This is a genomic window from Parasphingomonas halimpatiens (assembly GCF_036663795.1).
Taxonomy (GTDB): Bacteria; Pseudomonadota; Alphaproteobacteria; order Sphingomonadales; family Sphingomonadaceae; genus Sphingomonas.
Window position 1 is genome coordinate 14,581 of record NZ_JAXOJP010000023.1, and the last position, 24,081, is coordinate 38,661.

The 24,081-nt window shown below is 64.2% G+C and carries 23 protein-coding genes; 15 read left to right on the forward strand and 8 right to left on the reverse strand.

Features of this window, described 5'->3' with window-relative positions:
* Positions 1-615 carry a glutathione S-transferase C-terminal domain-containing protein gene (locus U1839_RS18900; RefSeq protein ID WP_332805134.1) on the reverse strand — a complete coding sequence of 205 codons (615 nt, stop codon included), beginning with the start codon at positions 613-615 and terminating at the stop codon, positions 1-3.
* 80 nt (positions 616-695) lie between these two features.
* Here U1839_RS18900 and U1839_RS18905 point away from each other — a divergent pair, with 80 nt between their 5' ends.
* From U1839_RS18905 to U1839_RS18960, 12 genes are all read left to right on the forward strand, one after another.
* The gene (locus U1839_RS18905) at positions 696-1,310 is read left to right on the forward strand and encodes a TetR/AcrR family transcriptional regulator (protein WP_332805135.1); all 615 of its coding nucleotides are present in this window, start codon (positions 696-698) and stop codon (positions 1,308-1,310) included.
* A gap of 75 nt (positions 1,311-1,385) precedes the next feature.
* A complete protein-coding gene (locus U1839_RS18910; protein WP_332805136.1) occupies positions 1,386-1,970 on the forward strand; it encodes a hypothetical protein in 585 nt (194 codons plus the stop codon).
* Positions 1,971-2,055: 85 nt separating this feature from the next.
* The gene (locus U1839_RS18915) at positions 2,056-2,862 is read left to right on the forward strand and encodes a sterol desaturase family protein (RefSeq protein ID WP_332805137.1); all 807 of its coding nucleotides are present in this window, start codon (positions 2,056-2,058) and stop codon (positions 2,860-2,862) included.
* Positions 2,807-3,223 carry a DUF2141 domain-containing protein gene (locus U1839_RS18920; protein WP_443030641.1) on the forward strand — a complete coding sequence of 139 codons (417 nt, stop codon included), beginning with the start codon at positions 2,807-2,809 and terminating at the stop codon, positions 3,221-3,223. The genes U1839_RS18915 and U1839_RS18920 overlap by 56 nt, the downstream gene beginning before the upstream one ends.
* A 57-nt stretch (positions 3,224-3,280) precedes the next feature.
* On the forward strand, positions 3,281-4,150 hold the full coding sequence (locus tag U1839_RS18925; RefSeq protein WP_332805138.1) for a MipA/OmpV family protein: 870 nt from the start codon (positions 3,281-3,283) through the stop codon (positions 4,148-4,150).
* A 162-nt stretch (positions 4,151-4,312) separates the two neighbouring features.
* On the forward strand, positions 4,313-5,134 hold the full coding sequence (locus U1839_RS18930) for a hypothetical protein (protein ID WP_332805139.1): 822 nt from the start codon (positions 4,313-4,315) through the stop codon (positions 5,132-5,134).
* A 234-nt stretch (positions 5,135-5,368) separates the two neighbouring features.
* Positions 5,369-6,346, forward strand: coding sequence for a ferritin-like domain-containing protein (locus U1839_RS18935; RefSeq protein WP_332805140.1), 978 nt, complete (start codon positions 5,369-5,371; stop codon positions 6,344-6,346).
* 29 nt (positions 6,347-6,375) lie between these two features.
* Entirely contained in the window at positions 6,376-7,380 is a 1,005-nt protein-coding gene (locus U1839_RS18940) for a ferritin-like domain-containing protein (RefSeq protein WP_332805141.1), read from the forward strand.
* A 170-nt stretch (positions 7,381-7,550) separates the two neighbouring features.
* On the forward strand, positions 7,551-8,459 hold the full coding sequence (locus tag U1839_RS18945) for an ATP-grasp domain-containing protein (protein WP_332805142.1): 909 nt from the start codon (positions 7,551-7,553) through the stop codon (positions 8,457-8,459).
* The gene (locus U1839_RS18950; RefSeq protein WP_332805143.1) at positions 8,459-9,475 is read left to right on the forward strand and encodes an LLM class flavin-dependent oxidoreductase; all 1,017 of its coding nucleotides are present in this window, start codon (positions 8,459-8,461) and stop codon (positions 9,473-9,475) included. Before U1839_RS18945 ends, U1839_RS18950 begins: the two co-directional genes overlap by 1 nt.
* Positions 9,476-9,592: 117 nt before the next feature.
* Positions 9,593-10,117, forward strand: a complete 525-nt coding sequence (locus tag U1839_RS18955) for a GAF domain-containing protein (protein ID WP_332805144.1) — start codon at positions 9,593-9,595, stop codon at positions 10,115-10,117.
* Positions 10,118-10,150: 33 nt separating this feature from the next.
* A complete protein-coding gene (locus U1839_RS18960; RefSeq protein WP_332805182.1) occupies positions 10,151-10,639 on the forward strand; it encodes a MaoC family dehydratase in 489 nt (162 codons plus the stop codon).
* A gap of 333 nt (positions 10,640-10,972) precedes the next feature.
* Here the strand turns inward: U1839_RS18960 and U1839_RS18965 are convergent, their stop codons facing one another.
* The 4 genes from U1839_RS18965 to U1839_RS18980 form a co-directional block, all read right to left on the reverse strand.
* Positions 10,973-11,473 (reverse strand): acyl-CoA dehydrogenase family protein, encoded by a 501-nt coding sequence (locus U1839_RS18965; protein ID WP_332805145.1) that lies wholly within the window; start codon positions 11,471-11,473, stop codon positions 10,973-10,975.
* Positions 11,474-11,663: 190 nt separating this feature from the next.
* Entirely contained in the window at positions 11,664-14,333 is a 2,670-nt protein-coding gene (locus U1839_RS18970; RefSeq protein WP_332805146.1) for a DEAD/DEAH box helicase family protein, read from the reverse strand.
* On the reverse strand, positions 14,333-16,621 hold the full coding sequence (locus U1839_RS18975) for a site-specific DNA-methyltransferase (RefSeq protein WP_332805147.1): 2,289 nt from the start codon (positions 16,619-16,621) through the stop codon (positions 14,333-14,335). Before U1839_RS18975 ends, U1839_RS18970 begins: the two co-directional genes overlap by 1 nt.
* A 26-nt stretch (positions 16,622-16,647) precedes the next feature.
* On the reverse strand, positions 16,648-18,762 hold the full coding sequence (locus tag U1839_RS18980) for a DUF262 domain-containing protein (RefSeq protein ID WP_332805148.1): 2,115 nt from the start codon (positions 18,760-18,762) through the stop codon (positions 16,648-16,650).
* 237 nt (positions 18,763-18,999) lie between these two features.
* On the opposite strand from U1839_RS18980, the gene U1839_RS18985 reads away from it, so the two are divergent.
* Positions 19,000-19,587: a hypothetical protein gene (locus U1839_RS18985; protein ID WP_332805149.1), complete on the forward strand. Its 588-nt coding sequence runs from the start codon at positions 19,000-19,002 to the stop codon at positions 19,585-19,587.
* Positions 19,588-19,763: 176 nt separating this feature from the next.
* Here U1839_RS18985 and U1839_RS18990 read toward each other — a convergent pair whose 3' ends face one another.
* The 3 genes from U1839_RS18990 to U1839_RS19000 form a co-directional block, all read right to left on the reverse strand.
* Positions 19,764-21,395, reverse strand: coding sequence for a DUF6351 family protein (locus U1839_RS18990; RefSeq protein ID WP_332805150.1), 1,632 nt, complete (start codon positions 21,393-21,395; stop codon positions 19,764-19,766).
* A 485-nt stretch (positions 21,396-21,880) separates the two neighbouring features.
* Positions 21,881-22,225: a helix-turn-helix domain-containing protein gene (locus U1839_RS18995; RefSeq protein WP_332805151.1), complete on the reverse strand. Its 345-nt coding sequence runs from the start codon at positions 22,223-22,225 to the stop codon at positions 21,881-21,883.
* Positions 22,222-22,590, reverse strand: coding sequence for a type II toxin-antitoxin system RelE/ParE family toxin (locus tag U1839_RS19000; RefSeq protein WP_332805152.1), 369 nt, complete (start codon positions 22,588-22,590; stop codon positions 22,222-22,224). The genes U1839_RS18995 and U1839_RS19000 overlap by 4 nt, the downstream gene beginning before the upstream one ends.
* 586 nt (positions 22,591-23,176) lie before the next feature.
* Here U1839_RS19000 and U1839_RS19005 point away from each other — a divergent pair.
* Together U1839_RS19005 and U1839_RS19010 are read left to right on the forward strand one after the other, a co-directional pair.
* Positions 23,177-23,656, forward strand: coding sequence for a hypothetical protein (locus tag U1839_RS19005; protein ID WP_332805153.1), 480 nt, complete (start codon positions 23,177-23,179; stop codon positions 23,654-23,656).
* 16 nt (positions 23,657-23,672) lie between these two features.
* Positions 23,673-24,077, forward strand: coding sequence for a VOC family protein (locus U1839_RS19010; protein WP_332805154.1), 405 nt, complete (start codon positions 23,673-23,675; stop codon positions 24,075-24,077).
* The last annotated feature ends 4 nt before the right edge of the window (positions 24,078-24,081 follow it).

A 24,081-nucleotide genomic window follows, 5' to 3' on the forward strand; every position in this document is an offset into this window, starting at 1 on the left:
TCACGCCGCGTTGCGCAGCGGCATCTCCTCACGCATCGCCTGGGCGACCGAGGGGCGGGTGCGCGTCTTTGCCCGCCATGCCGCGAGCACCGGCCATTCGCCGATCGCGATCCCGGCATGCTCACACCAGTTGAGGACGGCGAGCAGATAGGCATCCGCGACACTGAACGATCCGGTCAGATAATTCTGCCCGGCGAGATGATCCGACAACAGCGCGAAGCGCCGGTCGAGCAGCGAGCGCGCCCAGTCACGTGCGCCGTCGCTCGACCGCGTCGTCATCAGCGGCGCGAACACGCCCTTGTGAAGCTCGGTCGAGACGAAATTGAGCCAGCGCATCATCTGGTAGCGTTCGTCGCTATAGGGCGGCGGCGCCAGCACGCCCTCGGCGGCGAGATCGGCAATATAGGTCAGCACCGCCGATCCTTCCGACAGCGCCAACCCGCCGCGCGTCTCGATTGCGGGGACATAACCCATCGGGCTGACCGCCGCGAACGGGCGACCATCGGGCAGATTGCCGCCCGGTGTCACCATGACGAAGTCACAATCGAGCTCGGCCTCGATCAACGCGATCCGCGCGGCGAGCGAGCAGGCGAAGGGAATGAAATACAGCTTCATGACGACTCCTCCTTGATTTTCATACTATCTCGCACATAATTGAGTGGATCAAGATTTATTTTTTGCGAAGTGGTATAAAATTGAGCGACGGCACCATCGGTCACCAGGATTCGGCAAAGGCGCGACGTGGGCGCGGGCGGCCGCGCGGCTTCGATCCGGAACAGGCATTGAAGGCGGCAGGCGAGCGCTTCCGCACCCAGGGCTTCGCCGCGACGACGCTCGACGATCTGGTCGATGCGACCGGTCTTGCCCGGCCAAGCCTCTATGCCGCGTTCGGCGACAAGCGCGCGCTATACCTTGCCGCGCTGGCCGTGGTGTCGGCGCGGCTCGAGCTCACCTTCGACCGGCTGGAGGCAGCGCAACTGCCCAAGGGCGCGCTGCTCGAGGCGATCTTCGCCAACACCATCCATGGCTATCTGACCGGCGAGCGCGCGCCATCGGGCTGCGTCATGGTCAGCACGGCGACCGCCGAGGCGGTCAACGATCCCGAGATCCGCGCCGCGCTGCGCACCTTCCTGACGATGCAGGACGACCGCATGACCGCGCTGTTCGACAAGGCGTGGATCGCGCGGCCGCGCGCCGCCGCGCGGCTGGTGATGTCGGTGCTCCATTCACTGAGCGTGCGCGCACGCGCCGGCACGCCGCCGGCCGAACTCGAGGCGATCGCCGCCGACTGCATCGCATTGATCGGCTGACGCGGGCAACGTCGAACGACAACAACGTTGCCCAGCCCCCCTCATTGAGGCATCGTCTGTTCGCTTCATTCGAAGATGACTGCCCAGGGGAGGACTCGAAAACACCCTCAGCAGGAGTTTTCGAACATGAAGAAGATGCAAACAGTGTTTGTCATCGACCGCGCCACTCACCGCGCAACCAACGAGGTGCTGGCGCAATGGGTTGTCGACGGGGAAGGACACGCCACCATCAAGCATGATGGCACAGCCTGCCTTGTCGAGGACGGCATGCTCTTCAAGCGTTACGACGCAAAAATGGGCAGGTCGCTTCCCACGGGCTTCAAGGCGTGCGAGCCGCAACCCGATCCCGTGACGGGCCATTGGCCCGGATGGGTGCCGGTCGCGGCGGACGATCCGGCCAGCAAGTGGCATATCGAGGCGTTTTCTCGCGATCTCGACAATGGCACGTACGAACTGGTCGGGCCGAAAGTCCAGGGCAATCGCTACGGCCTCGATCGCCACCAGCTTTGGCGACATGGCCGGGACGAGGTCGAGATCGACCGGACGCGCGACGCCATTTTCGAATGGCTGGCGACGCATGGGGAAGAAGGGCTGGTGTTCCACCACCCAGATGGCCGCATGGCGAAAATCCGGCGCAAGGATTTCGATCTCAAATGGTGAAGCGGGAGGGGCGGCGAAAGCCGCCTCTCCTTGCCCCGATGCCACGCGACTAGGCGCAGCCCCACGGTCCGGCTAAGAGCTGGGCATGTCCCCGGCCCTCGCCATCGCCCTGTCCGCCCTGACCATGACGTTGATTGTCGGCGTGCGGTATCTCGCCGCATCGGGCGGCTTCGCGCTGGCGACGCGCATTCGCCACCCTGGCCTCTATCGCGGGCTCGACGCGCAGATGCGGCGCGAGATCGGCTGGAGCCTCGCCTCGGCAGCGATCTACGGCGCGCCCGCCGGTATCGTCGCCTGGGGCTGGCAGCAGCATGGCTGGACGCTGATCTACCGCGACGTCCACAGCATGCCCTTTTGGTATCTGCCGCTGTCGGTGCTGCTCTATCTCGCCGCGCATGACACCTGGTTCTACTGGACGCATCGCTGGATGCATCGGCCGCGCCCCTTCCGCCTCGCGCACGCCGTCCATCATGCCAGCCGCCCACCGACCGCCTGGGCGGCGATGGCGTTCCACCCGATCGAGGCGTTGACCGGCGCGGTGGTCATTCCGCTGCTCGTCTTCGTCATTCCCATCCATGTCGGCGCTTTGGGGTTGGTACTGACGATAATGACCGTTATGGGAGTCACCAATCATATGGGTTGGGAAATTTTCCCGGCGTTCATGTGGCGGGGGCGACTGGGGGGTTGGCTCATCACCGCAAGCCATCACCAGCGACATCATGAGCGGTACGGGTGCAACTATGGCCTATATTTCCGGTTCTGGGATCGCCTGTGCGGCACCGATGGCGGCATCGGCGGCTTCGCCGACGCGCATCGGCGCGCGGCTCGCGCAGCGGGTGACGCTGGGCGCGGCGGCGATGGGGCTGCTGGTCGGGGCAACGCCGACGTCTGAGCTGACGATCGACGTCGCCAAGCTGCGCTCGTCCAAGGGCATGGTCCGCATCTGCCTGACCGCCGCGCCCGACAATTTCCCGTCCTGTGTCGACGATAGCCAGGCGGTATCGCGTTCGGTCCCGGCGGGCACCCACGATCTGCGCATCGGCGGCCTGCCCTATGGCGGCTACGCCATTGCCGTGATCCATGACGAGAACAACAACAAGAAGCTCGATACCTTTATGGGCATCCCGCGCGAGGGGTTCGGCTTTTCGCGCAATCCGCCGATCGGCTTCGGTGCGCCGCGCTTCGCCGCCGCGCGCTTCGCGATCGCCGGTGATGCCGAAACGCAACAGGTCGTGATGCGCTATCTTTTGTAGCGGAGCCAAATGCACCACATGGCGTTGTCCGCGTAACAATCCCGTGGAGTGATGTTGGTGAAATTTCTGCTGCCGCTGCTTGCCGTTCCGGTCGTCCTCGTCGCTTCGCCCGTCGCCGCGCAGGACCGCCCCACTCCCACTCCTGCCCCCAATATCGCCATCGAGCCGTCGGATACCAATGACGACACGCTCACGATCGGCGCCGGCGCCGTCTATCTGCCGAGCTATCAGGGCTCGAACGACTATGTCGTGACGCCGATCGTCGCCGCGCGCGGGCAATATCACGGCCGCTCCTTCTTCACGCGCGGCGCGCAACTGTTCGTCGATCTCGTGCCGACCCCGCCGGGGCCGCGCTGGAGCTTCTCCGCCGGCCCGGTGCTGAGCGCCGACCTCAATCGCACTGGTCGCGTCGTCGACACGCAGATCAAGGCGCTGGGCAGGCGCAAGATCGCGCTCGAGGCGGGGGGCTATGTCGGCATCGGCAAGACCGGGGTGATCACCAGCGACTATGATTCGCTGTCGCTGCGCGTCTCCTATGTCCATGACGTCGGCACCGTGCACCGCAGCTACATCGTCACGCCCGCGCTCGATTATTCGACACCGCTGAGCAAGTCGGTGCTGGTCGGGCTGACGGTATCGGCCGACTATGCCGGCACGGGCTATGCCCAGACCTATTACGATGTCGATGCGCCGGGCGCGCTGCGCAGCGGCCTGCCGGTCTTTGCCGCGCGCAAGGGGTGGCAGGACATCACGGTCGGCGCGCTCGCCGGCTTCTCGCTCAGCGGCGACCTGCGCCACGGCGCGGTGCTGGTCGTCGGCGGCGGCTACAGCCGCGTGCAGGGCGATTTCGCGGCCAGCCCCGTGACACGGATCGCCGGAAGCCCAAATCAATTCTACGGCGCGCTCGGTCTCGGCTACACTTTCTAGCGGCTTCCCGAAGGGTCGGGCGGCATTCGGCTGTCGTCGCTGCGCAATATCCGCACATTCCCGCGCGCCGCCCGAAAGGTGCGCGGCGATGACACACTCCGGCGGCGCCAGACGACAGAAAGACTGTTGCCATCGCGCGCATGACGCCACATCACGTTAACCATGAATCAACCGCGTTGGGGGGCGCCGGTGAAATTCCAGCTGCTGTTCGCCATCGCCATGCCGGCCATCGCCATACCGGTTGTCGTTGCGTCGCCTGCCGCAGCGCAGGTCCGCGCGGTACCGCGAATCGTCATCGCCAAGGCGGACAATGATCGCGACATGCTCAGCGGTGGCGTCGGCTGGGGCTTTGGCCCGCGCTATCGCAGCCCACGCTCCCCGCTCATCGCCCCGATCATCGGCGTGCATGACAATTTTCACGGCATCGCGTTCTTCACCCGCGGTTCGCAGGTCTATGTCGATCTGATGCGCGACACCGGGGGTGCCGGCTGGCATTTCTCCGCCGGGCCGGTGCTGGGTGCCGGCCTCGCGGATGACGGCTATATCGACGACCGGCGCACCACCGCGGCGCGCACCACCGGCATTGCACTGGGCGCGGGCGGCTATCTCGGCGTTACCCGGACGGGCGTCGTGACCGGCGACGATGCGCTGACCTTCCGCCTTTCCTACATCCGCGGCATCGGCAATGTCACCGGCGAAGCCTTCACCCCGGCGATCGACTATGCGACCCCGCTCAACCGCAAGTTGCTGCTCGGCGTGTCGGTGTCGGCGGACTATGCCCGGCCGCGCCGCGGCTGGCGGACGGTGAATGTCACCGGCTTCACCGATATCGCGCTGGCCGGCGATCTGCGCCATGGTCTGCTGCTGCTCCTCGCGGTCGGTCGTGGCCGGATGGAAGGCGAATTCGTGGCGAGTCCCGTCACGCCGATCGCCGGCAATCCCGATCAGGTCTTTGGCGCGGTCGGGCTGGGTTACGCTTTCTAGCGCGCATACGGCGTGCAATGACCTGATTCATCGCAATTTTGCCGCGGATCGCGGTTCGGTGCACGACGGCGGTTGATGTTTGCCTGCCAGTTCGGCTACCTCGCCACTCGACGTGTCGTCCGGTGCCCGCTTCTTTGCCCGATCTCCGGCAAAATGGTGAACCCGGTGGACGCGAACAACAGCGCTTCCGCCCGATGGCGGGCGACAATGCATCCAAGGGAAGGTCCGCCCCGCATGACCGACGACCAGCTGCCGATCGACCCTCTCATGGCGGAGCGGGCGAGCGAGCGCCGCCAGTTCTTCCGCACCGCGCTCGGTGCGGCCGCGGTCACCGTCGCCGGTGCCGCCGCGCTGACGGTCGGGCCGCGCGCCTTTGCCGACACGTCGAACGACGTGGATTTCCTCAACTTCGCGTTGCAGCTGAAATATCTCGAGGCGCAATTCTATAATTTCGCCGCCTTCGGCACCGGCCTGTCCGCCGGGCAGATCACCGCCGGCAGCACGACCCTTACCGGCACCAATGTCGCGGGTGCCGCGACCGGCGCGCGCCAGGTCAGCTTCACCGATCCGGTCGTCGCGCAGATCGCCGGCGAGATCGCGCAGGATTCGGCCGCGCACGTCGCATGGCTGCGCACCGAACTCGGCACACAGACCTCGGCCCAGCCGGCGATCGACCTCAGCACCACCGCAACCGGCGCGTTCAGCACGGCGATGCGCGCCGCCACGGTCATCTCGGGCGCCAGCGCGACCTTCGATCCCTATGCCAGCGACGGCAATTTCCTGCTCGCGGCCTTCCTCCTCGCGGATATCGGCGTGACGGCGCTGCGCAACGCGTCGCCGCTGCTCGCCGATACCGGCCATGTCGAGGTCCTTAACGGTGCGATGATCACCGACGCCTATCATTCGGCGGCGATCCGCACCCTGCTCTATGCCAAGGGCGCGACGACCGCGTCGCTGCGCAGCAATGCCGACCTGATCTCCAACCTGCGCGATGCGCTCGACGGCACGACCGACGACGACCAGGGCATCTCGCCGACGACGGGCACGAACCCGGTGTCGAACGTCGTACCGACCTATGCCGACGGCACGGTCTATGCGCGCGGCGCCGGCAACGTGCTCAACATCCTGTTCCTCAATTCCGCCCAGGTCACCAAGGGTGGCTTCTTCCCGAGCGGGGTGAACGGCACCGTCACCACCAGCACGGCCAATTGATCGCGGCGACCCGCGCAGGAGAAACTTCCGTGACCGATACTCCCACTTCCGAGCAGCTCGTCGCCGCGATCGCGCAGAACCGCGCCGCGCGTCGCAAATTCCTTGTCGGCGCCAGCCGCACCGGCCTCGCGCTCGGCACCGTCGCACTGCTTGACGCCTGTGGCGGCGGCAGCAGCGGCTCGGGCACCGCGACCCCGACGCCGACCGGCAGCACCTCCCCGACCGCGACGTCGACCTCGGTCACGATCGATCAGAACGCGTTCAACTTTCTGATCAATCTCGAATATCTCACCGCGCAATTCTACGCGCTGGCGAGCAGCGGCACCGGCCTTGCCGCCTCGCTGCTGAGCGGCGCCGGCACCGCGGGCAGCGTCACCGGCGGCCGCAAGGTCACCTTCACCGACGCGACCGTGGCAGAATATGCCCGCGAGCTTGCCGCCGACGATCTCGCGCATGTCGGCCTGCTGCGCTCGATCCTCGGCAGCGCCGTCGTCGCGCAGCCGGCGATCAACATCGATGGCGGCGTGGGCGGTGCCTTCACCACCGCGATGCTCAACGCCGGGGTGATCGGCAGCGGGACCTTCGATCCCTATGCCAGCGACGAGAATTTTCTGCTCGCCGCCTATTTCCTCAGCGACGTGCTGGTCACCGCCTATAAGGGCGCTGGGCTCCTCGTCACCGGTGCGGCGACGCTGCCGCCGCTGGTCGGCATCATGGCGGCCGAAGCCTATCATGCCGGGCTGATCCGCACGACGCTCTACGCCAAGGGCGTGGCGACGCCGTCGCTGCGCACCAATGCCGACCTGATCAGCAATTATCGCGACTCGCTCGACGGCGCGTCCGACGACGACCAGGGCATCACCGGTACGGCCACCGCAGCGAACATCGTGCCGGCCGATGCGAACGGTTTCGCCTTCACGCGTACGGCGGGCCAGGTGCTCAACATCCTCTATCTCACCAAGACCGCGGTGGTCGGCGGCGGCTTCTTCCCGGCCGGCCTCAACGGCGTGACGAAGACCAGCGCCGCCAACTGAACCCTTCATCCTTTCCCGAGACGCCGACGCGGGGCGGCGGGGCCGGTGCGCTTATTCCCTTGGGCGCATCGGCCCTTCCCTTGTCCGGCGCGGGAGATGACGGCAAAACGGCACCAGATCGCCCCTTTCAGGCTCTTGTCCGCCACCACGAAACGTCGCAACGGGATCGCATGCCGCCGATCGCCCTGTTCTACGAACACCCCGCCTGGTTCACGCCGCTGTTCGACGCGCTCGACCGTCGCGGCATCGCGCATCTCGACCTGAAACCCGAGGGCGGTTGGGACCCCGCGGCCATCGCCCCCCCAGCCCGCCTGGTGTTCAACCGCATCGCCATGTCGAGCTTCCTGCGCGCTACCGAGCATCCGATCTTCGACGCGATGGCGCGGCTCGATCACTGGCGCCGCGCCGGCGCGCGCGTCATCAACGGCGCCGAGGTGATGGCGGTCGACGCCTCCAAGGCGCGCCAGCTCTCGCTCATCGCCAGCCTCGGCCTCGCCATCCCCGCGACGCGCGTCGTCCACCGCGCCGCCGATGTCGCGGAAGCCGCCACGGCGATCGGCTTCCCGCTGGTCGTGAAGGCCAATATCGGCGGCGCCGGCGCGGGCATCGTCCGCTTCGATTCAATCGACGAGCTGCGCGCCGCGATCGCCGACGCGACGCTCCCGACCAGCGTCGACGGCGTGCTGCTGGTGCAGGATTATGTCCCCGCGCGCGGCGGCACCATCACGCGCATCGAGACGCTCGACCGCGCCTTTCTCTACGCGCTCGATATCGCCGGCGCCGGCGCCTTCGATCTCTGCCCGGCCGATGCGTGCGTCGTCCCCGGCACGGCCATCACCATGGCCGCGACGACCCCACCGCCCGCTTTGGTCGACGCCGCCGAGCGCATCGCTACCGCCGCCGGGCTCGATGTCGGCGGGGTCGAGGTGATGATCGATGATCGCGACGGCACGCCGCGTTTCTACGACATCAACGCGCTGTCCAACTTCGTCGCCCGCCCGCTCGACGTCCTTGGCTGGGACCCGCACGAGCGGCTGGTCGATTATCTCGAAACCGTGATCGAAGAGGTGAGCCGCTGATGCGTTACGGTTACTGGATGCCGGTGTTCGGCGGCTGGCTGCGCAACGTTCCCGACGAGGGGATGGAAGCCAGCTGGGATTACGCGAAACGCCTGACGCTCGACGCCGAGCGCTGGGGTTACGACCTCACGCTGATCGCCGAGCTGAACCTCAACGACATCAAGGGCGTCGACCAGCCCGCGCTCGATGCCTGGTCGACCGCCGCCGCGCTCGCCGCCGTGACCGAAAAGCTCGAGCTGATGGTCGCGGTGCGCCCCAATTTCCACCACCCCGCCTTGTTCGCCAAGGCCGCCGCCAATATCGATCGCATCTCGGGCGGGCGCCTCTCGCTCAACGTCGTCTCCTCCTGGTGGGCCGACGAGGCGCGGCAATATGGCCTGCAGTTCGACCAGCATGACGATCGCTACGCGCGCACCGCCGAATGGCTCAGCGTCGTCGACGGGCTGTGGACGCAGGAGCGCTTCAGCTTCGCGGGGCAGTTCTACACCACCGACCAGGCGATCTGTTCGCCCAAGCCGGCGCGCAAGCCGATCGTCTATGCCGGCGGCGAGAGCGACAAGGCCAAGGCGATGATCGCCGCGCAGTGCGACGCCTATGTCATGCACGGCGATCCCGTCGAGGCGATCGCCCCCAAGATCGCCGACATGGCCGCGCGCCGCGCCGCCGCCGCGGGCAAGCCGATGACCTATGGCATGGCCGCCTATGCCATCGTCCGCGACAGCGAGGCCGAGGCGCAGCGCGAACTGGCGCGGATCACCGCAGTCGGCGAGCTGCCCGCCGGCTATGCCAATTTCGACCAGTGGCTGTCGGGCACGCAGCTCGAGCGCGAGCTCAGGATCCAGGAATATGCCGTCTCCAACCGCGGCCTGCGCCCGGGCCTCGTCGGCACGCCCGAGCAGCTGCGCCAGCGCATCGCCGACTTCGAAGGCGCCGGGCTCGACCTGCTGCTGCTCCAGATGAGCCCGCAGGCCGAGGAAATGCACCGCTTCGCCGTGCAGGTGATGGGTACCGCCTGAGTTTTTTTCATTACGGTGCCGTAATTTATGACCGCGCGTTCAGACCCTCGTGCGATAAACCGGCTGATTCCTTCAACGATTGGGCCTAGGCGCTCCTTTGTAAGGAATGAGACGAAAATGATTCGGTTCAATCGCTGGAAACTGATGTCGGATGCGCTCGACCTGCTCGGACGCGCCGATTCGGTCGACGACGCGCTCGAGATCCTGCGCTGCCATGCCCGCGCGATCGGCGGCGCCGACGGCGTCACGCTCAGCCGCCGCGATGGCGACACGGTGCTGTTCGTCGGCGAGGACGCGGTCGCCCCGCTCTGGACCGGGCAGCGCTTCCCGATCGGCGACAGCATGTCGGGCCTGGCGATGCTCGAGCGCCGCCCGATCTATGTGCCCGACGTCCATGCCGATACGCGCGTCTCGGTCATGCCCTATCACGCGACCTTCGTCGCCAGCCTCGCGGTCTTCCCGCTCGGGCGCGGCGTGTCGGTCGCCGCGCTCGGCGCCTATTGGGCGAAGGACAATCCCGTCCAGCCCGATGCGCTCGCGCTGCTCGATACGCTCGCCCGCTCGGCCAACGCCACCTTCGAGCGCCTCGCCGTCGCCAGCGAGATCGCCGACAGCCGCCGCAGCGGCAGCGAACGCGCCTGAACACCACGCCGCGACATTGACGCCTCCGCCGCGCTGCCCCAGTCCGGCAGGCGAAAGGAACCGCACATGGCCGGCCTGTATTTCGAGCAATTCACGATCGGGCAGCGCTTCGCGCACGAGATCCGCCGCACCGTCACCGACATGGACAACATGCTGTTCTCGTCGCTGACCTTCAACCCGGCCGCGCTGCACATCGACCATGCCTATGCCGCCACCACCGAATTCGGCCGCCCGCTGATGAACTCGCTCTTCACCCTCGGCCTCGTCATCGGCTTGAGCATCCAGGACACCACCTTCGGCACCACCGTCGCCAATCTCGGCATGACCGAGACGCTGTTCCCCAAGCCCGTCTTCGCCGGCGACACCATCCATGTCGAAACCGAGGTCAAGGCCTTACGCCCCTCCGCCTCGCGCCCCGGCCAGGGCATCGTGACGTTCGAACATGTCGGCCTCAACCAGCGCGACGAGGTGGTGTGCCGCACGACGCGCCAGGCGCTGATGCTGGCCAGGCCGGCGGGGTGACACGGGCCCGTGCTCCTGCGCACGCAGGAGCCCAGGTTTGTCACGCGCTGCGGACGCCAAAACCCCTATCCGTCACCCCGGACTTGTTCCGGGGTCCACCGTGCCGCGTGAGCAGAGGCTGGTTGGTTTGCGGCCCGGTGGATGCCGGAACGAGTCCGGCATGACGAAGAAGGTTGAGCCCTTCTTAAGCCCCACACCCCCCCTCAATAACGCCGCGGCAACCCCAGCACCTTCCCCACCCCCAACCACAGCCGTGATGCTGAACTCGCGCGCATGACCCATCGCGCTGAAAAGTGGGAACCGGTTTTCAGCAAAAGCGATGCGACCACCCATTCAGCCCGCGACCTGCGCGGTCGAGGTCCACACCTTCTGCCCGCTGACCAGATAGCCGCCATCGACCTTCTCGGCAAAGGTCGTGATCCGCGTCGTGTCGAGCCCGGCATCGGGCTCGGTAAAGCCGAACGCGACCTGGTCCGCCCCCGCCACCAGCCGCGGGATCCAGCGCGCCTTCTGCGCGGCCGTCCCCGCCACGATGATAGGGTGCGGCCCGAACAGGTTGATATGGACAGACGACGCCGCCGTCATCCCGCCGCCATGCGAGGCGACCTCGTGCATCATCACCGCCGCCTCGGTCACCCCCAGCCCGGCGCCGCCCTGCGCCACCGGCATGGTGATGCCCAGCCACCCGCCCTCGGCCATCGCGCGGTGGAATTCGGTGGGAAAGGCCCCGTCCGCATCGCGCGCCAGCCAATAGGCATCGTCGAACCGCGTCACCACCGCGCGCACGCCCGCGCGGATCGCGGCCAGATCATCGCGCTCGGGGTAGGGGGTCATGGCGGGCTCCTGTGGCGGGTGGCGGTATCTGGCGGGTTTTGGGGGAGGCCGTCACCCCCTAATGCGTCGCTGATCCGGCGTTGGTCCGTCGTTAGTCCGTCATGTCGGACTCGCTCCGGCGTCCACGGTGCCGGGAGAGCGCAGGCTGGACACCGTCGAAGCCCAGCGGCCGCGACTGCACCTGCAGTGTTCAGTCGCCAAACGCCGCGTCAGCCTCTGCCAACGTTCGGACCGGATTGAGGCGATTGTCCCAAACGTCCTGTCGCACGAACAGCGGGCGATAGCGGTTAGGTGCGTCTTGCGTGCTGGCGTCCTCGCACCACAGCTTCAGCCGCTCCCACTTGCGAGGGTCTTCGAGATCCTCCCGCCCTTTGGTCTCGATGACCCAGATCGTGCCGTCAGTGTCGCGCGCTATGAAGTCCGGCCGATAGTCGCGAACGATGCCACCACCCGCCGACTGATATTCGATGGTGAAGTTCGTGGCCTCTGAGTTTTTGTAAAAGGCCTGCACGTCGCCCGCAGCTTCAAGGAACGAGGCGAAGCCAAGCTCAAAGGGGTTGTCGCCCGTCACCTTGTTCATGAGCGACTTGGTAGCGTCAATCGTCGCGCACCGACGCACGACTTGCGGGCGCGTTTCGGACAGCTTGATCCGATCGATGACGTGCGTGGCGCCGCTGTCGTGAATAGTCAGCCGGTTGATCGCGCCTTTGATCGTATCGAACAGGGCGCGGGTGACGGCGACCTCGGAAAGGTTGCGGAGCACGTTCGGATCGTCGAGCGATACCGGAGCGGCGAACAGTCCATCCTCAATGAAATGCTTCAGTTTGCCAAACAGCACATCATAGCCGCCCACCAGCCGCAGATCGTCCTTGATCGACTTGGCGAACCAGCCGACGACGTTGCGCCAATCCGCGACCGCGCCGGCGTCGAGCTGCGTCACATGGCTGATTTCATCGGTGTGAATATCGCGGAACACGATTTCACGTTGTTCGGCCTCGGTGAACATCCGCAATGTAAGGCGCGGCGCGGGCAATTCTGCGTGGTCGATTTCCTCGAAGCGATAGAATTGGCGTTCGATGCGCGGCTTGAGCTTGGGCAATTCGATATCGAGCGCCGCAACATCCTTGTCAGGGTTGCTACGGTCTATTTCGATCACCATCGGCCCCACAGGCTCGGTGCCCGGCCCCATCGGCCGGCGCTCTAATTCCACGCCTTCGTTCTTGATCGTCTCGACAAATTCGAGAAATCCCTCGGTGCCAAGCACACTGACTTGCTCTTTGACGTCCTGCCCGAAGAACATGCGCCGCAACCCGCGCCCGATGGTCTGTTCGGGAAGGATGTTCGACGCCGCCTTGAACGGGCGCAGCCCGACGATCGTCGTCACGTTACGCACGTCCCACCCTTCGCGCAGCACCATAACGGAGACGACTACGGTATAGGGGCTTTCCCACGAATCGATTTCGCGGCTTTGCTTTCGCAAATCGTCCAGCGCCGCCTTGTCGGCCTTGCTCGAAGCACCTTCGGCAATGTCACCCGACTTGTTGGTGTGAATGACCAACACCTTGCCCTTGAGGTCCGGGTACCGCTCTTGCAGCCAGTCCGCCACCCTGTCGCAATTGGCGGTATCGGTCGTCATCACGAACAAGACGGACTTCTTGTCCGCTTTCTTCAACTCCTCGAAGCTGCGCCGCCATTCGAGCACGCCGAGATCGAGATGGTCCTGATACTGTTCGACGAAATCGTCGCTTTGCCGCACGGTCAGGCGCGCACGGCTGGCGGCGTCGGGCAGCACCGGGGTCTTGACGACGCCTTGGGCGATCGCCTCAACCAGCGGATAGTCCGAAATGGTCTGCGGGAATATCGCGCCATTCGTGTGCCTGGGCGTCGCGGTCAGATCGAATTGCGCCGATAGGCCGCTGCCCCGCCGCCGCAACCCTGCGTCCAGCCCCTCAATCTGCTTGAACCAGTCGGTTTCCACGCGGACATGGTGCGCCTCGTCATTGATGACGATCAGGTCGGGCACGGAACGGACGAGCGCGCCAAGATCGACCTTGCTGTCGGTGGTTTTGGCAACGGGCTTCGGCCCCAGGAATTGGTCGCGTAAATCCCATGCCGGTGTCGCGCGACCGCCTTCGTCCACCCGGTGGATGTTCGTCAGGAACAGATTGCCCGTCGGCGCGACATGGCCGATTTCATCCTGCACATGCACGGTCAACTGGAAGTCGCCCGTCCAGTCTTTGCCCTCATAGCCGTTCGGCGGCAAAATCGGATCGCTGTAAAAAATGCGCCCGCCGTCAAAATCGACGCGAAGCCGGTCCAGCACGATGATGTTCGGCGCAATCAACAGCGTGTTTGTCGAAAGGCCGGAACTTTCCTCATAAAACTTGTGGAAATAGCTCCAAGCGATCAGCAGGCTGGCGACCTTGGTCTTGCCCGCGCCTGTCGCAAGCTTAAGAACATAGCGGGTCCAGACTTCATCGAACATTTGTTCGGTGACACCCCCCGAGCTGAAGCGCAGCAAGCTGTAGGGGTCGCGCGCCGCCGCCACTTCATATAGCCAGATCGCGCTTTCCACGGCCTCACGTTGCGCGAAATACCAGCGAAATAAGGTTGGCCCGTCTGCGCCGTAAACGAAATGGTCGCGGTCGAACCACCATCGCAACAACGCACGCGTCGTGTCGCTCGCCCCTGCATAGCCTGCCACCCGCCATTCGCAGACGCCGCGCCGCACCTTGTCCACCAGCGGCGGGATAAGTTTCTCGCGGACGATATCGCCCAACATGGCATCGCCCGGATACCAGCGCACATCGGGAGACAGGATCGCAAAGGGGTCGGCGGGGAAGGCGGGGTTGAGTGGCATCAGACTTCGACCCCGATAATCTTGGTCGTGTCATTACCGAAAATGTCGATCACCTTGACCGCAATCTGTTTGCGTCCCGGTGTGGCGTAGCAGTGTGTCGCGCTGGTGAGTTCCAGCCCACGACTCTTGCGGGTGCGAAAGCTCTGCCATTCATTTTCAAAGATATAGCGGCCCGTCCATTGCGGCACATGCTTGGTGCTGCCATCGGGCTGCGTCACCGTTACGAGGATTGTTTCGGGGCGGCTGGCATAGTCGAAATCAACCGCCCAATAATCGATCCAGTCGGTCCACTCTTTGGTCAGCACGTCCCGGGTAACGCTGCCATCCTTGGCCTTCACAATCTTGACGATCTGCCCGCCTTCGACCGTTACCCGCGTTCCGGCCTTCATCCCCTCGATCATGCTGTCCAGCCCGTCTTGGCGATAGCTGACGCCAAAGTCGGTCAGGCTCACCGTGATCGACCGGTCCTTTTTGGACAGCACGGCGGCGCTTGCTTCGACATAGGCCAAGTCGTGGAAACTAACCTGTCCGTTGTCCACCGCGCGCCGGTCAAACACGTCCTTGGGAATATAACGCAATGCCACCGCCACGCCTTTGGCCCGCGCCTCATCGACCAGTCGCGGGGCGAGGCCCATTTCGAATTCGAAGCCAAGTATGTCGATCCGCGCAATCGCCATCCGCCGCGCCGCTTCGACGGCATCGTGAACCACGGCTTCCGTGACGGGCGAATCGAGAGCACCGATTACCACGAACGCCCCCGCCTTGTGCCCGTGGAACGGTGGTGATTGCTCGACCCTTTCCGCTTTGTAGGCTTCGAGGATAAGTGTGACATAAGCCTCTTCCGCCCGTGCCGCAGCTGCTAGCCGCATTGGTTCGGGCAGGGTCGGATCGATCCCGGCGAACCACTGGCGCTCGTATTTGCCCAGATTAAGAATTTCGAAGGAGCGCCACGGCTGCCCCGCCGCCTTCAATTCGCGCTGCACCCCGATCAATCGCTTGCGGCTGGTATGAATTGCAAAGCGGCCAAGGTCTGCTCCGATCCATTTGCGGCCCAGCTTTTCGGCGACGGCAAGCGTGGTACCGGAGCCGCAGAAGAAGTCGGCTACAAGGTCGCCTGGATTGGTTGATGCGCAAATTATACGATCTAAGAGTGCTTCAGGCTTTTGAGTATCATAGCCCGTATCCTCAATAGCCTGAGAGTTTAAGGGGCTAATTTCAGACCAAACGGTGCCGACCGGCGAACCTTCCATTTCGTCTAGATACCTTCGAAGCTGAGGTCTCCCGCCATCTTTCCTCGGCATCTCGATGCGCCCTTCACCATATAAGCGCTCCATTGTTTCCAGCTCATAGCGCCAACCCAATCTCGGCGGCTTATTTCCGCGCCACTCGTACATCATGTTCGGTCTTGGGTTTGGGCTGGTTATATTATCAAGGCGATATCTGCGGCCCGACTCATCGATGTTTGTATATTTTCCAGAAACATACTTTTCAGTATAGGCTTCAAATTGTGGATTCCAAACAAACGATGCACTCTTAGTTCGCCAGTAAATATTGTCGTGCGTTACGCCCCATCGTTTACTGTCACCATGTGCGGTCACTCGTTTCCAAACAATGTCCGCAGCAACGCCCGATGACCCAAAAATTTCGTCAATAACCTGTCGCACAGCGGCCCCAATTCTAGGTCCGACATGAACGTAGATGCTGGCGTCACTCGCCATTAGGCTGCTGATGAGTCGCAGGCGTTCGGCGATCATGTGCAAATATGAATCGAGTCCGCGGCCCCACGTGTCTCGATATGCAATTTCCTCGATAGTATTTGACGATCGCGTCAAACGATCGTCACCAATATCCAATTCGATGCTGAAGTCGGCGCCAATATCAAACGGTGGATCGATATAGACTAGCTTCAATCCTCCCGCCGCCTCGATTTCGCGACGCAGCGGCCCGCCTTTCAGGCTTGCCAGCACCAGCTTGTTATCGCCCCAGATCAGCTTGTTGGACCATCCGCCACCCTGCCGCCCGCCCGCGCCAATTTGGAATAGATCGCCTACTTGCGCGCCGCTTTCCGCGCGCGGTTCGTCAATCTGCTCGATGGACTGAAACGGCAACACGACATTGGTGACGTCGCTGGTCTTCCCCGGCCAAATCAGCTCGGCCTCGCGCGGTTCGCGGAAGAGTGTCCACCGGAATCTGTCGGGGAGCGGTTCCCCACGATCCAGATAATCGCGGATCAATGCCTTGTCGTCTTCCGTCAGGTCCACCGTCTGCTCCAGTTTATCGTCACGCATCGAAGGCGCGAGGTTCCCGATCACGTTTACGCGGCGCTTATTCCCGCCTGTGATCGCCAGTGGTCAGCGAGCACCCAGCCTTCGCGTGCCCGTAGCTCCCAGTCGTTCCAGCCGTTTCGACTCGTTTTCGTTACCGCCCACGAGGCTCCTGAAAAGGAGCTGTGCGCGCCGTCGATACCCTTGACTTCGATTTTCCTGTTCTTGACGAGTCCGACGAACGTCTCTCCCGCATACTCGAAACGGCATGTCGTTCCCTCGGCTGGGAAATTTCCATTTTCGCCTAGCCGCCCCAGCTCAGGAAAGTCGCTCTTGAGTTCCAAAGGTGGCATCCAGATTTGGCGTGCGATTTCAAATAGCGCTGCTCCTCGCGTTGTCACGCTATCTTCGTCCCAGTGGTCGAAATCGTTCAGCTGGCGATTGAGAGCAAGGCTTGCATGGGCGCGTAGCGCCGGAAGCTTCGCCGAGAACGGCCCATTCGACATCGTTGAGTTCAGAGGGGACGTGACCAGCGTCAAGTTGCCTAGTTTGTTGATGCACCCATCTCGCATCATTTCCGCCGCCATCTGGTCTACATCGATTTCTCCATCTTCGAGATGGTCGAAGCCAGCGACCGGCCAATTATCCCGCCATTTCTGGGGCATGACATGCTCTACAGTGAGAGCGGATTTGATCTCAATTTCTTCACTCAGTGTGGTCCGCTTGGCCTGTTCGATGTGCTCAAAAACATAGCGGAGCCTTGGCTGTCGGGCGGATTTATATTGATCACGCCCCATCCACCCCTGCCGAAATTCGATGTCGTTGGGCCAACGGTCAGTTTCGTTCGGCCGCGTTGAGAGCCACCGAGCCAATGCGTCTACCTTGCAACCCTCACTCTCGCGTAGGCGATCAATTGTCCCGACAAAGAAGCGGTTGTAGCTCTTGGTAGAGAGCCCCGCGATGTCACGCCGCAAGATGTAACTCTCCAGCATCGCCAAGGCGTTCGATAGCTTCCCGCCTATGTCTGCTTCAGTGGCTAAATAAACCACCAGTGGAAAGGCCGTGCTGACATCGAAGGCTTCCGCGAGAAGACCGAACTTGCCAACCGGGTCGCGCTTGTCCTGTTCGAAGATTTTTCGTTCGATGCCTGCCGATGCAGTTATCGCCTCCAGCTCTAAATCTACCCCTGAAAATGGCCGCTCGTCGATGATCCAGCGACGATACCCTTCGAAAAGGTTCTCCTTGGAGACAATGTCGGCTTTCTCCATCGAAAGATGGTCAGTGAGCATCCAATCTAGCCGAGTAGCCCCTTGTCTGCCCCGATACGCAAAGGTACCCCAGAAGGGGCCGTCGAGCGGCAACCAATGCTCTTCGTAGAGGTCATCGACCTTTAGCGAACCTTCTTCCTGCCCCATGCCCTTTGCGCGCTGGAAAATGAAATTGCGCATTAGATCCCCGGGCGTCAGATCGACGCCACGACTGTTGAGCGTTTCGAAAATGGTCTGTGGATCATCTCCCCCTTCAAGCTCAATTGAGACGACCGCTAAGCCTTCTTTCATGGCCTCGAACAGCTTCTCCAGCTTGGCTTCATCGTATTTATCGCCGTCGCCAACATGACCATTAATTTGATCACGGAACCACTCATAAGCCTGTGCCGCTTTGCGGACGAAGCCGTCTTCCTCGATTGGCTTCTTGGCTATCGTGTCAAGGTTAGCTTTGGGATCGACGACTTGAGCAAATGACCGACGATCCATGAGCGACGGCCAAACCTTGAAACGCTCGACGTGAGGCGTCTCCATGATCCCCTCATTGAGGAGGTATTTCTGGATTTCATCGGCATAGGATGAACCATTCGCCGCCGCCACGTCGCGTAGCGCCGCGAGCAGAAGCTGAAAGGTGGTCAACCTCTGCTGGCCGTCAATGACCTCGAACGCCTGCACCTCTTTCCCGAACGTCTTGATCTGTGCGATGACCATTGCGCCCATGAAATGGGGCACGACGGACGTGCGATCAGCCAACAGGCGTTGGTATGCGCGAGTAATGTCTTCCCACAATAGCCTGAGCTGTGGTTCAACCTTCCACGCGTATTGCCTTTGGTAGAGAGGAATCAGATAGCGCTTCTTGCCATCAAACAGCTCGATGATCGATCGCGTGTATGGCTTCATAATCCCCCCAAATCGAATTAGGGGGTCTTACCAATTCAGCGGCTCGCTGTGAAATGTTCTTTCAAGATGTGATATTGATCAACCAGGCAGCTTGCAGATATGCCGCATCGCTGCGGCATCGCCGTGTTTTCGGTTCTTGTCGCGACCTCGTACCACTGCCCCCCCAGTAAAACCCCCAATACCCACACCCCCACCCACCCCGCATCCTCCCCCGGCGCCAACCCGGGGAGCCACCACATGCAGAAACTCGGCTACACCGCTGCCCTCGCCGCCGCCGTGGCGAGCATCGCCTATGATGTGCCGCAGCTGCTGCAGGTTGCCGGGCTGCTGCCCACCCCGCTCGATCGCTGGCTCATCTTCGCGCCCTCGCTCGCGCTCGCGCCGTGCTTCGTCGTCGCGGTCGCCGCCCTGCATGAGCCCGCCACGCCGGCGCAGCGCCCGTGGCGGCTCGCCGCGCTGGCCTTTGCCGTGCTGTATGCCGCCTGCGCCGGGCTGGTCTATGTCAACCAGCTCGGCGTCGTCCTCCCGCGCGAGGCGGCCGGCGCGGCGCGCGGTTATGAAATCCTCGCCTGTTGCGGCTTCCGTAACCCGCTCACCGTGGTCGATCTGCTCGGTTACACCTGGATGAGCCTCGCCACCCTGTTGCTCGCGCCCACCTGTCGCGGCGCGCTGCGCTGGGCGCTCGCGCTCAACGGTGTGCTCGCGCTGCCGATCTTCCTGCAACTCGCCTGGCCCGCGCTCATCTGGGTGGCGGCGCCGTGGATCGTCACCTTCCCCGTCGCCATGCTGCTGCTCGCGCGCGATTTTCGCCGCGCGCCCGGCTGATCGTTACGCGGCGCGGAGGCGGGGCGTCCCCTCGATCATCGAGCGATAAACCTCAACCGTTCGTGCTGAGCCTGTCGAAGCACCGTTCTTTCTTTCACCGGTTGAGAAGAAGAACAGCCCTTCGACAAGCTCAGGGCGAACGGGGGTAATAAGGTGATCGAGGCTTAATGCCCCCCTCACCCCGCCTTCCGGCACCGATAACTCGCCAGCGCCCGCGGGTCGCCGCCCTCATACCCGGCAAAGGCCGGATAGGGGCATAGCGGCCGCTCGCCGCCGGCCGGCGCGCGGCGCCGCGCGGGGATCGCGTCGGGCGCCTTGCCCTGTTCCACCCAGTCGACCAGCGGGGTCAGCAGGTCGAACTGGTCGAAGGCGTCGCCGCCCTGGCAGTGCATCATGCCCGGCACCATGTAGAAACGGCTGGCATCGGTGAAGGCCGCGCCGTTCGTCGCCGCCGCGCGCTGGTAATAATCCCATGTCGCGAGCGGCGAAAACCAGAAGTCCGATACGCCGTGATAGAACAGCATCTTGCCGCCATGGCCGAGAAAGCTGTTGAGATTGGTCCAGTAATTGGTGTCGGTCAGCCGCCCGGCCGCGTCGTCGCGAATGGCGTGGATCCGCGCGTCGAGGTCGATCGCCATGTCGCTGTTGGCCGGGCCGAACGGCCCCGGCGCCCCGCTCGGCAGATAGCCGCCCTGCATCGCGACGATCCCCGTGTCGTACGGCACCGGCGCGTAGATCGCATATCCCGCCTTGTCGAACGGCCCGGCAAAGGCCTTGTCCAGCGCTTCGGCCAGCGCCGGGCTGATGCACCCGTCCTTCGCCGCGCCATCGCGGCACGCGATCGATTTCGGCGTGAAGCGGCACCCCGCGACATTCTCGATCATCCCGTCGGCCCGCCCGTCAAGCGCGTCGCACTGCGCCAGCAATCCGTTCAGCAACGTGCGCCGCACATCCGGGGTCAGCAGCGCGGCGATGTCGGGCTTGCCGTCCGCGCGCTTCGGCGCGACCTGGTTGAGCAGCACCTGCGTATAGGCGATCGCCAGGTTGGAATCGCCCGCGCGCATCGCCGGCGCGCCAACGATGATCCCGTCGAACAGCTCGGGGTAACGCTGCGACGCCAGCATGCTCTCGCGCCCGCCGGTCGAACATCCCGCCATATAGCTGTGCGCAATCGCCTTGCCATAATATCTCTGCGTGATCGCCTTGCCGAGCAGCGCGACCGTCCGCACCGAGCTCTCCGCGAAATCGAGCGCGGCGCGCTGGTCGGCCATGAAGCTCGGGTCGAACACCGCGCCCTTGTGGCCGCTGTCGTGCGAGATCACCGCAAAGCCCCGCGCCAGCGCCGGCCGCCCGCCGCTCGCCACCGGCCCGGTCGGCGGCCGCACCGATCCGTTGAGGCCCCCGCCGCCCTGCATCAAAAAGCGCCCGCCCCACGCATCGGGCAGCGCGATCGCGAAGTGGATGCCATAGGTCTTGCCGCCCGCGCCGACGCGCTCGTTGATCACCCCGTCGATCCGGCAATGCGCCGGCAACGGCCCGTCGCCCGCCTCGGCGCCGGGCTTCGCGGCCGCCGCATCGGGCGCTGCGGGGGTGGTGGCGTCGAGATGCACCGCCGACAGGATTTTGACATCCGCCCCCAGCGCTGCCCGCACCATCGCCGTACACTTCGCCGCGCTGGCGGAGGCAGTGGCGCCGACGCGAGCCCGCCCAGCCACACCCGCCGCCCCAGTCCCCGACGCCGCCCCGCTTATCGCCAGCGCACCCCCCGCCAGCAACACTGCCCGAACCACCCCACCAAACCGCCGCATGACGCTCTCCTTCTTTTGGGGTGACGTTAGAACGGGCTGCGTGAAAGCTGAACCGCGAAGCGCATGGCAGCACGATCTACCCGCCCTTCTGCCTTTCCGATTTCGCGGCTTTCTACCTTCCTGCCTTCCCCGGCGAAGGCCGGGGCCCAGTTGGTATGGAGGATATGATGAGCGGCAACGCCCTTCGCAGCGTCCCCCAACTGGGCCCCGGCCTTCGCCGGGGAAGTGATGAGAGACGCGACGATAGAGACCGGATTTTCAGCCGGATGCTCTGGCCGGGCCGTCGCTCATCAACGCAGCGCATCATGCCGGACGCGTCCCGCCCCCGTTCGTTTCGAGCGAAGTCGAGAAACGGCCACCGGCGCCATCCCATGTTTCTCGACGACGCTCGAAACGAACGGTTCAAGGGAACGATCAGCTCAAGATATGGTCATCCCGCTTCTGGGCCATCGCATGGCCATCCCCCAGCTACGCAGCGGCCGCCCTCAGGCGGCGCGGCGGATTCGGTCGGATTGCTCCACGCGCAGTTCGCCGACGCCCTCATGTCGATCGGTGGCAACGGTGATGATCACGTCATGCCCAAGCTGCTGGAGACAATCCTCGAGCCGTTCGCGCGAAATGTCCTTCAGCTTTCCGCGGCAGATCTCCGAGATCCGGGCTTGCGGGATACCGGTACGTTGTTGAACCTGGCGCTGGGTAAGCCCGAGCTCCGCGATCGTCTTGGCGATGATCACCGCAAGCTTCGCCTTGGCGGCGAAGGAGCGGCTGCGGCCGAGATGGTCGAGCACGCTTTCGCCGGCCGGAACAATGTATCCGCTGTCGGTCGTCATCTTGCCTTGTCCTTCCTCAATTGCTCGATCCTGCTCCGCGCTGTCGCCAGCCTCGCATCGATCGTCGCCTTGTCGGCCGCCGGAATCGCCCCGCCCTTGGTCGACTTCTTCTTGAAACAATGCAGGACGAACACGACGTCTTCGTGCCGCAGAAAATAGACGGCCCGATAGGCATCGCCATCGTGGCTGTCCCGTAATTCCCACACACCGTTTTCAAACGTCTTGGTGAGCGGTTTGGCACCTTCCGGGGTCATGTCATTCTGGACGAGGCCGAGTTCGAAACCGAACTGATCGATCACCTCCTCCGGCATATCGAGCAAATCCCGATACGAGGATCCAAGAAACTCGACCCGCTTATTGTCCACCGCCGCGCCCCATTTGACGGTGTTTGATATCATTAATGATATCAGCGTGTCAACTGCCCGTGGCAATGCCGCACGCCCCCGCCCTGCGTTCCACCCACCACCGCCTCACACCACGCGCGACATCCCTCGTCGAAAGACCCCGCCCCGGCATGATTCACCACCGCCGCCCCCGCGCCTATCCTCCCGCTCGCCCCGCGCCCACCCCGGCGCCCGAAGGAGACAGGCCATGTTGGATTCCCCGCCACCCCGCCGCCAACGCCCGCAAGCAGCGCGGCGAAATACCCTATGCGGCTCCAAAACGCGTCAAGTCCTCGTGCTGAATTCCGGCGCATGATTCACCGTAAAACCCTGTTGGAAATCGCGCCCTCTTCGCTGCCCGTCTCGGCGCAGCCAAATAAAAGCGCGCGCTTTCCAACAGTGGAGCTACACCCCCGTCGGTCTCCAAAAATACCCCGTTACTTGGCCCCCGCAAGTCACGCCTCGGCACGAATACTATCCCCCGCCCCACGCCGCCCCCGTAACGAAATCGCTGGTCGCATCGCCTCGGCGAGGTTACCCTCGCGGTCCCACGCAGGGGAGACAAACGATGACCTTTGGCCTTTCGTTACCGGCGTTTACCGAGCTTCATGTGATCATCAGCCTGGTCGGCATCGCCGCCGGCCTGGTCTTTTTCGCCGCGCTGATCGCGGGGCGCTGGCTGGCCCTGTGGTGCGCGCTGTTCCTCGCCTTCACCATCCTGACCAGCGTCACCGGCTTCCTCTTCCCGCCCAAGCCGATCGGCCCGCCCTTCATCTTCGGCGTCGTCTCGCTGATCCTGCTCGCCGCGTCGCTGCTCGCGCTTTATGGCCGGCGGCTCACCGGCTGGTGGCGCGTGGTGTTCCTCGTCACCGCGCTGCTGGCGCAGTGGCTCAACATGGTCGTGCTGGTGGTGCAGAGCTATCAGAAGCTCCCCGCGCTCCACGCGCTCGCGCCGACCGGCGGCGAGCCCGCCGTCCTCGCCAGCCAGGCGGTGGTGCTGCTGCTCGTCCTGTTCGCCGGCTGGAAGACGTTGCGCCGCCGCGCCTGATCGCTAGGCGCGGGGCATGCCGCACATCGCCCACCTCGCGCTCGTCGTCCGTGATTATGACGAGGCGCTCGCTTTCTATGTCGGCAAGCTCGGCTTCACTTTGGTCGAGGACAGCTGGCAGCCCGAACAGGACAAGCGCTGGGTGGTCATCGCCCCGCCCGGCGCGCCACCGGGTGCGACCACCCTCCTGCTCGCCCGCGCCGCCACGCCCGAACAGGCACGCTTCATCGGCGATCAGGCCGGCGGCCGCGTCTTCCTGTTCCTCGCCACCGACGATTTCGCGCGCGACCACGCCGCCTTCACCGCCGCCGGGGTCGAGTGGGTGCGCCCGCCGACGGTGCATGATTACGGCACCGTCGCGGTGTTCGCCGATCTCTATGGCAATCGCTGGGATCTGGTGCAGTTCAGCGACGGGCGCTGATCGA